This is a genomic window from Ningiella algicola (assembly GCF_028401415.2).
GTDB lineage: Bacteria > Pseudomonadota > Gammaproteobacteria > Enterobacterales > Alteromonadaceae > Glaciecola.
Genome location: NZ_CP171821.2, coordinates 1,829,479 through 1,843,829, shown reverse-complemented (window position 1 = coordinate 1,843,829; position 14,351 = coordinate 1,829,479). Strand labels below are relative to the sequence as shown.

At 44.6% G+C, this 14,351-nt stretch carries 13 protein-coding genes; 5 read left to right on the top strand and 8 right to left on the bottom strand.

Annotated elements, in window-relative coordinates:
- The first annotated feature begins 186 nt into the window (after window positions 1-186).
- From PN836_RS08080 to PN836_RS08060, 5 genes are all read left to right on the top strand, one after another.
- On the top strand, window positions 187-1,080 hold the full coding sequence (locus tag PN836_RS08080; RefSeq protein WP_395344734.1) for a PEP-CTERM/exosortase system-associated acyltransferase: 894 nt from the start codon (window positions 187-189) through the stop codon (window positions 1,078-1,080).
- 89 nt (window positions 1,081-1,169) lie between these two features.
- Complete coding sequence (locus tag PN836_RS08075; protein WP_395344733.1) at window positions 1,170-1,820, top strand: TonB family protein; 651 nt, start codon at window positions 1,170-1,172, stop codon at window positions 1,818-1,820.
- 33 nt (window positions 1,821-1,853) lie between these two features.
- Window positions 1,854-2,447, top strand: coding sequence for an RNA polymerase sigma factor (locus PN836_RS08070; protein WP_395344732.1), 594 nt, complete (start codon window positions 1,854-1,856; stop codon window positions 2,445-2,447).
- Window positions 2,437-3,192, top strand: coding sequence for a hypothetical protein (locus PN836_RS08065; RefSeq protein WP_395344731.1), 756 nt, complete (start codon window positions 2,437-2,439; stop codon window positions 3,190-3,192). Before PN836_RS08070 ends, PN836_RS08065 begins: the two co-directional genes overlap by 11 nt.
- A 581-nt stretch (window positions 3,193-3,773) precedes the next feature.
- Window positions 3,774-7,058 (top strand): S41 family peptidase, encoded by a 3,285-nt coding sequence (locus PN836_RS08060; RefSeq protein ID WP_395344730.1) that lies wholly within the window; start codon window positions 3,774-3,776, stop codon window positions 7,056-7,058.
- A gap of 43 nt (window positions 7,059-7,101) precedes the next feature.
- On the opposite strand, the gene PN836_RS08055 is transcribed toward PN836_RS08060, so the two are convergent.
- The 8 genes from PN836_RS08055 to PN836_RS08020 form a co-directional block, all read right to left on the bottom strand.
- Window positions 7,102-8,004, bottom strand: coding sequence for an aspartoacylase (locus tag PN836_RS08055; RefSeq protein WP_395344729.1), 903 nt, complete (start codon window positions 8,002-8,004; stop codon window positions 7,102-7,104).
- Window positions 8,001-8,237 carry a DNA gyrase inhibitor YacG gene (gene yacG, locus PN836_RS08050; RefSeq protein ID WP_395344728.1) on the bottom strand — a complete coding sequence of 79 codons (237 nt, stop codon included), beginning with the start codon at window positions 8,235-8,237 and terminating at the stop codon, window positions 8,001-8,003. The genes PN836_RS08055 and yacG overlap by 4 nt, the downstream gene beginning before the upstream one ends.
- Window positions 8,238-8,295: 58 nt before the next feature.
- Window positions 8,296-9,138 (bottom strand): cell division protein ZapD, encoded by an 843-nt coding sequence (gene zapD, locus PN836_RS08045; RefSeq protein WP_395344727.1) that lies wholly within the window; start codon window positions 9,136-9,138, stop codon window positions 8,296-8,298.
- Window positions 9,139-9,174: 36 nt separating this feature from the next.
- The gene (gene coaE, locus PN836_RS08040; RefSeq protein WP_395344726.1) at window positions 9,175-9,801 is read right to left on the bottom strand and encodes a dephospho-CoA kinase; all 627 of its coding nucleotides are present in this window, start codon (window positions 9,799-9,801) and stop codon (window positions 9,175-9,177) included.
- 126 nt (window positions 9,802-9,927) lie between these two features.
- Complete coding sequence (locus tag PN836_RS08035; RefSeq protein WP_395344725.1) at window positions 9,928-11,334, bottom strand: DUF945 family protein; 1,407 nt, start codon at window positions 11,332-11,334, stop codon at window positions 9,928-9,930.
- 245 nt (window positions 11,335-11,579) lie between these two features.
- Window positions 11,580-12,458 carry a prepilin peptidase gene (locus tag PN836_RS08030; protein ID WP_395344724.1) on the bottom strand — a complete coding sequence of 293 codons (879 nt, stop codon included), beginning with the start codon at window positions 12,456-12,458 and terminating at the stop codon, window positions 11,580-11,582.
- A 70-nt stretch (window positions 12,459-12,528) separates the two neighbouring features.
- Window positions 12,529-13,740: a type II secretion system F family protein gene (locus PN836_RS08025; RefSeq protein ID WP_395344723.1), complete on the bottom strand. Its 1,212-nt coding sequence runs from the start codon at window positions 13,738-13,740 to the stop codon at window positions 12,529-12,531.
- Window positions 13,741-13,816: 76 nt separating this feature from the next.
- The gene (locus PN836_RS08020) at window positions 13,817-14,263 is read right to left on the bottom strand and encodes a pilin (protein ID WP_395344722.1); all 447 of its coding nucleotides are present in this window, start codon (window positions 14,261-14,263) and stop codon (window positions 13,817-13,819) included.
- Between the last annotated feature and the right edge of the window lie 88 nt (window positions 14,264-14,351).

Here is a 14,351-nt window from a genome sequence, read left to right as displayed (position 1 = left end):
AATTATGTTCGTTCAAAGTCTTTTGTTTTCTTTTTTATCAGTTGTGATACCTTTATTTCTTACAATAATAAATTTGGCATAAGCGAATAGCTCACCTGTATACACGACTATGACCTTTATATAATTGCCATAAACTTAGCTATGTAAAAGCACTCACTCGTTAAATAACACTGAGTAGGTGACATTATGAATACTTACGCCCAACGTCAGATCTTCGAAAACGGGGCTCGGCGTCTAGTCCAAAAAATCAGCATTCCATTTCAAAAGGTCTGGATACCCTTCAGTAAACTCAGTGAAGCGAAGTCTATAGTTAATAGTTTCAACGATTACTTTTCGTGTCACGTTGCTACAACACGTGCGCAAGTAGAGCAAACCCTTGCACTTCGAAAAGAGGTGTATGTGTCAGAGCTTAATATCATCAAAGAATCTCACGAGTCCCTAGAAGAAGATAGATTTGATAATCGTTCCTACCACTGCTTTATACAGCATCGCAAAACAGGTTTGATGGTGGGTTCCGTTCGTCTAATTACCCTTGAGAGCGAACAAGACGATTTACAGCTTTCAAGTACATTTAAGGGCACTTATACCAAACAAAAACTCTCTCCTGACGCACATAGCTTCCAAAAGGTATGTGAAATCTCTCGCTTAACTGTACCCCCTATTTTCAGGCGCAAAGCCATTAAAGAGTTGGTCGAAAACGGGCGTATGGATACGCCTAAGGAATACTACGACTATCGATATCACATGATGAACAGTCATCACTTTTCTGAGATAGAGCTAAAGTGCTTTTCATTTGTTGCGATTAGCTTATATTTTTGTGCTGGGTCAATGGCTGTGCACCTAAACAAACCTAAGGTATACGTCGCAGTGAAACCTCAGCTGGCCAAAAACATGAAATACGTTGGCATCAATTTTAAAAAAATTGGGCCCATGCGCGACATACTAGGCATGCGTTCACCTTACTATGTAGATGCTTTGCAGTTTCGGCAGCGAATGTTTAAAACCTACAAGGTCTTGTTTGAGCAACAGCATGAGCAATTAAGCAAGCATATTAAGAAATTAAAGAGCTACTCTTTTTAGCACTTTTAAGAAAACTAATTTCACCCCTTTTGTCGTTTCATATCGTTTGTGTTGAAACTAAACAATAAGCGAAGCACTAGGAGAGTGATATGCAAACATTCAGCAGTCTAAACCCGATAAAAATGGTGCTCAATAATCGCAATGCATTTATTCGCATTGGCTTGAGCAGTCTAGCTGGCGCAACAACGACTTTAGGCCTTTTTGCGGGAATGCATGCGCTTATCGAGAATGACGATACGATCACTTCAGCTCCCACGCCAGTACCTATCATTACTTCGATTATGCCAGAGTTAGAAGAAACCGTACGAATCACTCAGAAAGTGCCACCACCTCCAGAGCTCAAAATGCCTCCAAAAGCACCACAGGTAGAGCCCCAAGCTCCTGATGCAGAGCCGAGATTCAAAGTGCCTGAGTTTAAGGCGCCCGTTATCTCCGGTACTTTGAATAAGGGTAAGTTGGTTGTCAATCAGCAAGCACGTCCTATGGTTCGAGTGCCACCACAATACCCAAATCATGCGGCGACTAATGGTATTGAAGGGTTTGTTACCTTACGCTTTGATGTAAATGCCAGTGGTGAGGTTGAAAACGTCAGTATTTTGGATGCGTTTCCAAAGGGAGTGTTTAACCGTGAGGCTAAAAAGGCTCTGAGAAAATGGAAATACAAAGCGCAAATAGAACAAGGCAAAGCAGTTGCCATGCGTGGATTAAGTGTTACCTTAGATTTTAAGCTCGCAGGTTAAATAACCTGTTTTACATATCAGGGAAATCGATTAATGAAGGTGTTTACATCAATTGGACTGATGGATATTAAAGAAGATTGCCCCGACAGCTTAATGGCTGAGTTTACGCTGTCGCAAACTAAACGCGTGTTTCATAAGTTATATGCGCAGCTGTCTGATGATTTATATCATTACTTGCTGTCTATGTCAGATGAGCAAACCGCGAACGACTTGGCGCAAAAAACGTGGTTGAAGGTTTATGAGCAGCCACATCGCTATCAAGCGAAAACGCAAGGTAACACGAGTATGCGATCTGGTTTTAAAAGTTGGCTGTTTGCCATTGCGAGAAATGCTTTGTTTGATGAGTTTAGGCGAGCTAAGCGCGAGTGTGAATGGCTTAGCGAAGACTGCGCGTTGTCGCCGCCTGCTGAAAATGAATTGATATCAAGCTCTGTTCATGAGGCTTTTGACAACGCGCTAATGAAATTGCCACTGCTACAAAAAGAAGCTTTCTGTCTGCAGCAAGAGGGCTTTAGTCTGGCGCAAATTTCTAGCATCACTGGGTCGCCCGCTGAGACCATAAAGACGAGACTGCGTTACGCACGAGATTTTTTAAGGGTGAGATTGGAGAGTTTCAATGAACAATGATCAAGATCCCAATAAGCAAAAATTGGAAGCTGCACTAGAGGCAGCATCTCAAGGTGATAGCCATCATCAAATTGATGACGAATTTACAAGGCTTTATCAAGCAAGGAAAGCTCGAAATAAAGCACCTAATAGCCACAAAGTACAAGTAATTGAACAGGCGAAAAACAAGCCCGGATTATTTCGTGATTTGTTGACCAGTGTAATTAACTTCGTACATGAAACTTATATTCACCAAACAAAGTTCATTGCTGGCACGGTAGCATGTGCGCTCGCCTTATTTTTGATTACTGTTCAGGGCCACTTTATACATTATTTCGGTACAGGCGCAGCGGGTGATAGCGCTTATGCACAAAGCCCTTACTCACATTATCGAACCGTTGAAATCCATGTACTTGAGGGCGAATCGGGAAATAGTGAGACAGCTCAGAGGTTCAGCTATAGTGACGCAAAACAGGCCTTTTTGTCGCGCCAAGTCTTTATGCAAAAACACCAAGAGTTGGTAAGAGTAGTGGATACAAACGATGGCTTGCAGCTTGTCAACTGCGACGATAAGTTGATTGACATTTCAACCCAAGCCTTAGCGCTTATATACGATACCGTTACTTCTGAAAAAGAGGAAAGACAACAAACAGCGCTCACACAGGGGCAATTAATGGCGATTACGTTTTCTGATGATGGATACATTCTTGGCGTTGCTAAGGTTACATCAGCGCATCAGCGCATCAGTGTAGCTAGGGCGTGTTGATCTTTGCTGTATGAATTTTGTACGCTCTGTGTGTTCATCGATCGCGGCACATGCTCGCAGGTGCAGTGTATCTGCATCAAGAGCATGTAACAAAGAGCGGTGGACACACAGAGCGTACCCTTCGGGCAGCGCTTGTGCACCATTTATACTGCATCATCACAATTTTATGTAGATGACTACACTTCAATTGCACTTCTTTGTCTAAATAGCGCACAAACTGCTGCAAAATCATACAGCAAAGATCAACACGCCCTAGCCTTGCTTAAAAAATATGAGCGCTTAGCAAAACCTGTTAAATTTCTTCTCCTTCCCCTACTATAAGTAAGTAACCTCAACTCGGGATAAGCGACAGCGCCAAGCAGCGCTAAAAACGCGAATTACTGCGTTGCAAAAGCGAGCAATAGAATCACTATTACGTCTCTTTTGCGCCTTGCACTCACGTTTTTATCACTACTTGGTGACAATTTATTAAATACATCGTTAAAACAAACATTTGCACTATCGCTTATCCCGAGTTGAGGTTAAGTATTTCATGCGACTGGCATTACTCGCCGGATGCTTACTTATTTAAAGGAAGACTAATGAGAAAAAGATTCAATTTACGTCCCGTCACCTACTTATCTCAGTTCACACTTTTCGTTTTTCTTTTCACATGTGCATTGTCTAGCCAAGCCACGCAATTGGTGCGCCAGCCAAGTTTGTCAGGCGATAAACTGACCTTTGCATATGCAAATGATATCTGGATCACATCGGTCAACGGTGGCGATGCAAAGCGCTTGACCTCATTTCAAGGAAGCGAAAGCATGCCGATGCTTTCGCCGAATGGACAATATGTTGCATTTACGGGTGAATATGCAGGCAACACTGATGTGTATTTAGTCAGCGCCGACGGTGGCCCGGTTCGGCGTTTGACTTATCACCCTGGCTCTGACGTATCGGTTGCGTGGGCCCCTGATAGTCAATCGGTGTTGTTTCGTTCTACTCGCAGCAATGCTCCTCGCGGATGGGATCGCCTTTATCAGGTTGGCATAGATGAGGCGACCCCTGAGCGTTTGCCCATGAATCGCGCATTCTCTGGTTCATTCTCTCCAGATGCTTCTAAGCTCGTTTTTCGTAGAGCTGGCTTTTGGGATAGGGGCTGGCGAAACTATCGAGGTGGCCAAAACCAAGCCCTTCGCATTATCGATTTAGACTCACTTGAAGAACAAGACCTACCTTTTGATAATGATTTTGACCTCGACCCCATATGGGACGAAGAGTACATTTACTTTTTATCCAATCGCTCACAAGTCGCTAATGTATTTCGTTACAACGCCGCTACCGCTGCTCTCGAGCAAGTGACTCACTCTACAGACTTCGATGTGATGAGTTTTGCTGTAGACAAAGGTACGCTGGTTTATGAATACATGGGTGATTTTTATCGCATGCAAGTGCCAGGTACTGCAACAAAGACGAGTCCTGAAAAAATCACCATTAACATTGACACTAACTTTTATTGGCTGCGCGAGCAGTATGTAGATGCGAGCAAAACGCTTGGGACCTTTGATATTTCTCCTAACGCAAAACGTGCGGTTTTTGCAGGGCGTGGCGACATATTCACAGTGCCCGTGGAGCATGGTTCGGTGCGCAACCTTTCCGATAGCTCTGGCACCCGTGAGGTGTCGCCAGCGTGGTCAAGCGACGGTAGCAAAATCGCCTGGTTTTCGGATGCATCGGGCGAATACCGTTTGGTAATTGCTGACCAACACGGCAAGCAAGAAAAAGAAATACAGCTCAAAGAAGAAGGCTTTTATCAGCATTTGCAGTGGTCGCCAGACGATAGCCGTGTAATGTTTACTGACAATGTTCAACAGCTTTGGATTGTGAATATTGACAACGAAAGCTCGCGGGTTATTGACCAAAACACCAATGTACATGTGATGCCGCAGCTCATGGCCAGCTGGTCGCCAGATAGCAAATGGATAGCCTACACGACCCAAAATGCCAATATGTTCAGAGAGCTTTCAATCTACTCAGTGGACGATCGCGAAATCGTCAAAGTGACTGACGGCATGGCCGAAATGCGGTATCCCGTGTGGGATGCACAGGGCGACAAATTATACTTTTTGGCAAGCACAGACTATGGCCCTAATGCTGCTTGGTTAGATATGTCGACGATTCCGTTTGAACCGACTTATCACTTATATTATATGCTGTTGAGTAAGGATGGTGAATCGCCGGTGCTTGCTCGCTCAGATGAAGAAGCGCTAGAAGAGAAAAGCGATGGGGAGGCTGGATCTGAAGAAGACTCTGACGAAGAAAAGCCTGTTGAAGTAAGCATTGATTTTGATGGTCTCTCTCAACGCGTGATGCCGCTTATGGCGCATAGCGGTCACTTTAGTCATTTAAAATCAGGTAAAGCGGGCGAACTATTTTACCTGTCATCATACTCAGATGCCGATGGTAAAACGCAAAATGATTTAATGAAATATTCGCCACATGAGCGCAAAGTAGAAAAAGTCGCGGATTCTGTTAGCCGGTATAAGCTGTCTTTCAATAAAGAGTCGGTATTGCTCAATACTGATAAAGGCTGGCATGTATTTGCCAGTAGCGCGAGTTCAGGCAAAGACGACAAGCACTTAAAAATGACCCTTCAAAAGCGAGTAAACTACGCCCAAGAATGGCAGCAAATATTCAGAGAAGCATGGCGTTTCCAGCGTGATTATTTGTATGTCGACAATTTCCATGGTGCAAACTGGGACGCGGTATATACGGCGTACCAACCTTTAGTCGCATCGGTCAGTCATCCTGCTGATTTGAGTTATTTACTCGATACCTTGGGCGCAGAAGTCTCAATAGGCCATTCCTATACTGGCTCAGGTGAACAGCCAAAAGTTGACGCTAATAAAGTTGGCTTGCTTGGCGCTGACTTTACTATCACAGATGAAGGCGTTCAACTTGCTAAAATATACACAGGCGAGAGCTACTTTCCCTCGCAAAACATGGCTGCGCCTTTGGCCAAAGTGGCACATAAAATTGCGCCCAACAGCTATTTGCTATCTGTCAATGGACAAGCTGTTGATGCGTCTAAAAATATATTCACCTATTTTGAAGGAACACTGGGTCAAGTGACGCAAATCACTATTGGCGAATCTCCTGACGATGATGAGCCGCAAACCTTCAATGTTACTCCTATTGCTAATGAGGTATCGCTTCGCCGGAACGACTGGGTAGAACGCAATCGCGCTTATGTTGATCAAGCCTCTGATGGCAAACTTGCGTATGTATGGATCCCAAATACGGCATATGATGGTTTCACTAGCTTCAATCGCTACTTTTTTGCTCAATCGCACAAACAAGGCGTGGTCTTAGACGAGCGCTTTAATCATGGTGGTTTAATTGCTGATTACCTTATTAGCGTGCTTCGCCGAGAGCTAAATGGTTTTTTTAATAACCCATTTAAACCAGATCAGCCCATGACTAGCCCCGGCGCAGGCATTTGGGGAGCCCAAGTCATGCTGATTAATGAAGTATCGGGCTCGGGTGGTGATATGCTGCCTTACATGTTCCGCTTTTACGATATGGGAAAACTAGTGGGTAAACGCACATGGGGTGGCCTAGTCGGAATTTGGGGTGTTCCACCTTTGGTAGACGGCGGTGGCATTACTGCTCCTCGCTCTGGCTTTTATGATATCGACGGACAATGGAAGGTTGAAAATGAGGGGGTTGCACCAGATATTGAAGTTGAGCAGCTCACCATTGAAACCAGCAAAGGTCGAGATCCTCAGCTCGATAGAGCAATACAAGAAGCGCTTAAAGCGCTAGAGGATTATGAAAGCCCAATTCGGCCTCAGCCAGCCGCACCCGTGAGAGTGCCGCAAGTGTAGTTGACGTAAGCCTAAAAAGACAAAGCATCAAAAAAATGACGGGCTAAAACTCGCAAATACTCGCAGTGGCGAAAGCGATGTTTAGTCCATCATAGGCTGCTTCACCGATAAAATGGGGATAGACGGTTTCGCCTTCCCATTTTATTTCTTTGCCGTCAAAAGTAGTAAAAGCGGCATCGCCCGTGGTCAGAGCGCTAAAGTCATTACCGTCAATATTTTCATGAATCATGGCTGTTCTATTGCCGTGGATGTCTTGTGGGTAGCGCACTTCTTCGATGAGTCGAAAGGCTTGTACAGGAGAAAAATTTAGCGCCTTCGCGCCTTGCTGGTTAAATTGCTCCACAAACGCCAAAATGTGCTGTGCCATTTCCACACTTTGCTCATACACCTTGGCTCTCAGTGCACCTTGTGCCTGAGCGCCGACTTCTATCATTAGCCCGCGTTTGCCAAGCGTGCAAAAATAAGGGTGTTGGTTAAAGGGTACGTGGTCTTCAACGAGAATATTCGCACTCGGCATATGGGTTTTGACATAGCGAGCCAAGTCTCTGTTGAAGGCATCGTTATCAAGTACGATTAGCGTGGGGCCCATACTGCTTGTGGTGTTGTGAATATCGATAATGAGATCTGCTTGCGCATCAGAGTCCGGCCCAAAGCTATGATATAGCCGCTGCGCCAAGGCTTGCTCAGTATTTAAGACAGCACCATCTTTTAATGCTTGTGTATTGTTTCGAAAGCGGGAAGTATCAAACTGTCGATTAAAATCTTCGTCAATGTAGCGCGTCCTCGCCTCAATTGAAGCTTCATTTACGAGCAAATATTGAATATCCACCGTTGGCGCTATATTGGCAAGCTCATTGGGTGCGCCTTGCCAGTGTTTTACCGCATATACGCCAGATAGTTCATTGCCGTGAGTCCCTCCGCATACTAAGACTGAACGAATACTCATGACTTAAAAAAGTCCTGCTCTTGCTGTGCAAGCATGGCTTCGATGTCTTCGACGTCGATGTGGCTGGGCGTTTCTGCGTCTTTGTTGCCACCTGCGGGAAGTTTATTTTCTTCATTCGCCCACTGGCCTAAATCAATTAGCTGGCATCGTTTACTGCAAAACGGACGAAAGTGTGACTCTTTGCTCCACACTACATCATTATTGCAGGTAGGGCAGTTTACGGTTGTTGGCATGTGTGTCTCTTAACTATGTGTTGGGTTGGCTAAGGTGCCGCATTCGCGTTAGGCGATATCAGCAACACGCAAGTTCAAAAATAAGGCTTTGGTCGCTGACGTTTTGAATGGCAGGCCCTAATTTGGACGCAGCTCGGGATTTAGCCTGCGTGTTTTCGTCAAGCTCCTCATTTTCCTCACTGTGTTCGGTGTCTGCAATAGCGCTGCTGGAAGTCAGCATCATAAACTTAATACCGTAGCGATACTTATTGCCGCTTAATACAGGGTAGTATGCAGACGTATTATCGCATTTAACGCGAATAAGCTCATTGTTGTCTTCAACATTACCCTGATAGAATCCATTTTTGGCCTCTTTGGCGCTGAAACGACCGCGCTCTCGTAAAAAAGACATGAGCACGCTTACGGTATCTTCCACCACTTGCAAGTGCGCACGCCATTTCCTGATGTCTGATTTCTTGATTGCTTCGTCTTGCTTCAGCCAACAAAAAAGGCTCGGCAGATCAAAACTAGTGGCGCCGCCGGGAATAGAAAAGCGTTGACGGATACTGCTCAAAAATTTTTCGTCGCGCAGACCTGCGCCCAGTTTTTTATTTTGTTTAATCTCGCGAGTTAGTCCGTGCAGGCTGTGCAGTGCTTGCTCCAGAGCACTGCCGTCAATATCCGGATGCTGCGACCAATACACGAGGTTTTTTTCTTGCGTGTCTATGTCTTTGACAAAATCACTGCGTAAATCTAAGCGTTCAATTAAGTCAATCAGATCAAACAGAACTTCAAAAAAATTGAGGTATTGGTATTCAGTGTTGGCGTATTTGACTTCGTCAAGCTGATGAAAGAGCTGCTCTAGTCGCAGATAGTTCCTCACTTTCTCGCAAAGTGGGAATTCGTAGAGTGCGACCGTCATGTTTTGCTCCTATCCATTAAGCTTTAGGTTTGATAGCTAGTGATGCTTTGCCATCTTCAAATATTGCGAGTGAAGTTTATCAACTTGTTCAACGAGGGCTAACAAATCGCTATTATTGTTGACTACATCGTCAGCAACTTCAAGTCTCTGTTGTCTGCTACATTGATTTTTGATGATGGCTTTGATGGTTTGTTCCGTTTGAGCTTGAGATTCTTTGTCTGCATTATCCCGATTTGTTGCTCTCGCTAGCTGAGTTTCTTCGTCAAGGTCTACTACTAGCACCCGATCAACCATGGGTTGAAGCTTATTTTCAATTAACAAAGGTATCGATAAAATGGCATAGGCTGAGTTGGCTTGCTGAGTCTGAGTAAGCATTTGCTCTCGAATAAGAGGGTGCAGCAATGCGTCGAGCCATTTTTTGTCATCGGATGAGGCAAACACTCGATGTCGAAGGGCGCTTCGGTCTAGCTCTCCGTTCTCTTGTATCACGTCATCGCCAAAATGTGCGGCAATCTTAGCAAGCCCTTCTGAACCCTTGGCTACGACTTGCCGAGCAATCTCGTCGGCATCCACAACCGCTATGCCTTTCTCAGCAAACAGATCGGTTACCGTAGTCTTGCCTGAGCCAATCCCGCCCGTTACGCCAACAATAAAGTGACTCATTATCCGTACCTTTTCGATGATTATTGTGTTGTGCAGTATAACTGATATGGATTTTTGCGTACTTGGAGTTGGGCAGAAAGGCAAAGGAGATGGCATTGCCATCTCCGGTAACAATGAATAGAGAATTTACTGAATAGGTAAAGGCATTGGGTTGCCATTCAACTCGGCTTTACCGCCGCTTAAGCTAAATGACATGGTAAATCCGTTTTCAGTTTCGCTTAACATTCCTTGTTGCACCAGTCCGCCTAAGGTCGCTTCGCTTTGTTGTGTAAGGAGCTCATTAAACTGTGCTTCTTCCATATCCGCAATCTGTGGGTTGTTGGCAAGTTGCGCTTTTAAAACCTGTTTCGCAATAAATAGTGCGGCAGGTTTATCGACGGTCAACTGTGTATCAGAGACTGTGTGCTGCAACCAATATGCCGGGTCTTCCATTGTGTCCGGCAGGCTATTAATGCCGCTAAGTTTATTGTTAGAGACCATTGAAAAATTGCCGCCATCTACCTGTGCTTCAAGTTGAGTAATGTTAAATTCTGGTTCTGTTTGAAGCTGAACCAACAAGTGCTCTTGCATAAAGTCCTGCATTGTTTCAGCCGCGCGTTCAGGTTCCTGCAATATATCATTGTTCATTTGCTGATAAGCCCGAGCAAACGACTGCGAGAGTTTGTTAATTTGCGTATTTAATTGAATTTGCTCAATGAGCATCTCAGTTGCATCCAATCTCTCGACTTGGAAATTGGTCTGTATGTCTGCGGTATCATTCGTACTATCTAAGCTTGTAATCGCTTCAAGCATAAAGTTAGTGATATTCACTACAGAGTTGTCTATCTCGTTGTTCACCTTTAAAGAATCTAGGGTAAAGCCAATGGTTCCGTTGTAGAGTTTTCCTTCAACAATATCCATGTAGCTTGCATCGGCGTCTAATCTAAACTCCCAGTTGCCTAAGGTTGTCTCTAATACCTCACCGGCATTAACATTCATACCACCGAATTCACCGCTATAGCTCGTGCTGTCATTGCCAAAAAAACCATTGCCTTCCCACCCATTGACGGACATTGTTACTTGAGTCTCAGGATCTGTATAAGTGAACGGTAGCATTTTATCACTTATGCTTGTGCCACCACCGAAAATGCCGATCTTACCGCTGGCAAAATATAAGGGGCCATCTTCTTCAACATTTATAAGTGCGCCAAGACTATCGCCAGCGGCACTCGTAGTCCAACTTACCCAGCCAAGTCCAACACCGTTGTCAGTGAGGATTGGACCGTGTTGCGCTTTAAAATCGATATCCACCGAAAAGATTTCTGATTCTGGCTGGTCAAAAGCCTCTGGTATCACAACGCGCAGTGTTAAAATGGCGCTTGTGTTGAACCAGCTTTCAGAGCGATCGTTTATATCGATTTTGTAAACACCGCTGGAATTAAGCGCTTCTGCATAATTATCTAAAGACTGATTTAGCGAGTTACCTGCGAGTTTTGGACCGATTAATGCAATACAAAGCAATATAACCGTGACGGAAATGATTAATTTTTTCAATTTTACATCCTTGTTTAAGTGAACGTTTCGTAACGTTGCTTGATCATTGTGCGTGGGCTTGTACGCCCATCAATAAGGCCTAATGCCTAGAGAAGTGAACTAGCGTAAACAGCACTGGTTAGACCTGTTTTGTGCTATTCCCCATCATACAAAAAGTCGATTCACAATGAAAGCGAAAAACGATGTTCAACTATTTATGACCATCGTGTGACGGCGCTTTATTCATATCCACTACTCGCAATTAGCTACCCAAGCGTAGATAAATACCAATCGGCGATAGTGTCTCCATAGAGCACCGTCAAATAACCTGCAGCCGCGAGATAGGGACCAAATGGAATAGCGAGTTGAGCGTCTTTTTTCTGAATGAACATAAGCGTGATGCCAACTATGGCGCCAACAACCGATGAAAGTAAAATAACGATGGGTAGGTGTTGCCAACCTACCCACACGCCTATTGCAGCGAGCAGCTTAAAGTCACCAAAGCCCATGCCTTCTTTTCCGGTGAGTAGTTTAAAGGCCCAATAAACAGTAAACAGCGACATGTATCCTGCAATGGCGCCAAACACAGCATCTTGTAAGCCTGCTGTATTGTATATAGCGGTGACTAATAGCCCCAGCCATAACAATGACAGGGTGAGGGAATCGGGCAAAAGCATCTCGTCAATATCGATAAAGGTCATCGCAACCAGCATCCAAGTGCCCAATATGAATGCCAAAGTTATGGGAGAGAATCCAAGCTGCCATGCAGCAAGCGCGCTAAGCACAGCGGTAAGAAGTTCGATAGCTGGATAGCGAGCGGAGATAGGCGTTTTGCATGAACTGCATTTAGCTCGAAGCGCTAGCCAACTGATAACAGGAATGTTTTCCCACGCACGAATTTTGTGACCGCACTTAGGGCAAGTAGAGTCCGGTTTTACCAGATTAAAGGTGTCTGATTCGCCACCTGCACCGTGAGATTGTGCCTCTTCAGGATGTTGATAGGCTTCAATTTCAGCCTCCCACGAGCGCTTCATCATTATCGGCAGTCGATAGATGACAACATTCAAAAAGCTTCCAATCATCAAACTGATGATAAAGGTAAAGCCTATAAAATAGGCGGGCGAGTTTATTAGCAAATCAATCATGTATTGGCCTAAGTAAAGGAGCCTTTGAAAAGCGCTTTTGGTTCAGCGCTTTTTATCTTTGTTTAAAACTTTAAACAATGGCACCCATATTAAAGATTGGCAAATACATTGCAATTATAAGGCCACCAATCACCACGCCAAGCACAGACATAATCATTGGCTCGAGTAAAGCGGTAAGACCGTCAACCATGTCGTCAACCTCAGCTTCATATATGGTGGCAATTTTACCGAGCATTTCATCCACCGAACCGGATTCTTCACCGATAGCAACCATTTGCGTTACCATATCGGGGAATACAGCAGTTGCGCGCATAGCGGCATTCATTTGAATACCTGCGGCTACTTCTTTACGCATGTATAGGATAGCCTCTCGGTAAATGGCGTTTCCGGAAGCACCTGCAGCAGACCCTAATGCACCAATAAGCGGAACACCAGCTGCAAAAGTGGTTGAGAGGGTGCGAGTAAAGCGTGCAATAGAGGCTTTTTTAAGGATTTCACCAACCACTGGAACTTTAAGCGTGTAAGCATCGACGCCATCGCGCAGCTTGGGCGAATTTCGGTGCGCTCGAACAAAAAGGAATCCGGCTGCAACGATACCCGCAGCAATATACGGCCCAAAGTCTTGAACAAAGTTAGAAATTTTTAATACGAATTGAGTAAATGCGGGCAGTTCAGCTCCAAAACCAGCAAAAATATCTTCGAATTGAGGAACTACGAACACCAAGAGTATTGTTGTTACTATAAACGCAACAACCAATACAGCTATCGGATAAAACATAGCTTTCTTTATCTTTGATTTAAGCGCTTCTGCTTTTTCTTTATATAGGGCAATTCTGTCGTAAATTCCTTCGAGTGCGCCCGATTGCTCTCCTGTTTCCACCAGATCGCAATACAAATCATCAAACTGGAGAGGATATTTGCGAAGGGCGCTATTAAGTGGGTTGCCCGATTTCACGTCCGCTGTTATTTCGCCCATCATCTTCCGAACAGATGCTTTGGCGTGGCCTTGCCCAATCATTTCAAGAGATTGTATGAGCGTGACACCGGCATTGAGCATAGTGGCTATCTGTCGAGAAATAACGCATATATCTTGCGCGTCAACTTTTTTTTCTCCAAACGAAAACAGTGGCTTTGTTTGCTTTCTGACCGATTTAGCCGAAACGCCTTGACGCCGAAGCATGTTCTTTGCTTCCGAGACTGACGCCGCGCTGATTTCGCCCTTAGTTTTCTTGCCATTACGGTCAGCGCCCTGCCAAACGAATGTTTCAGCTACTTTAGCCATAGACAACCTCTTTCAACATGAATAAAAAGCCCAGTGAACTGGGCTTTTTTACTACTATATTTCTTCTTTTTACGCTCTAGCACACATCCGCTGGAACGCAAGTTTCAGTCCAAACAATAGAAGCTGGAGCTGCTGCGGTGGCTGCTGTGTAAACAGGCACTAAAGTGAACGTTGCTGTACCAGCTGCTGCGCTTCCAATTACTTCATTCGTAGATGCAATCGCTTGAATTCCCGCTGCTGTAACTGTTACACCAGGAAGGTCAGCCGTTGCTGCTTGATCCAATGGTATTCCATTGGTGCCAGGCGTTTGGCATTGTGTAATATCGTTGTTAATTTGCACACATACATTTGTAGCAGTTTTAGCCGCGCTAGCTGCTGAGACTAATTCTGAAAACTTAGCACGGTCTGTGTAAGACTGATAAGCTGGCAAAGCAATCGCAGCCAAAATACCGATGATAGCAACAACGATCATCAATTCGATTAGTGTAAAGCCCTTTTGAGCTTTGTTTGTAAAGTTTGACATGGTTATAAGTCCTCAAGTGCGTGTTAACGCGTTCATAGTTCAAAGTTAAACAAGTTAATATTGGCTGCAAAAGACGTTTAGCGGTTAA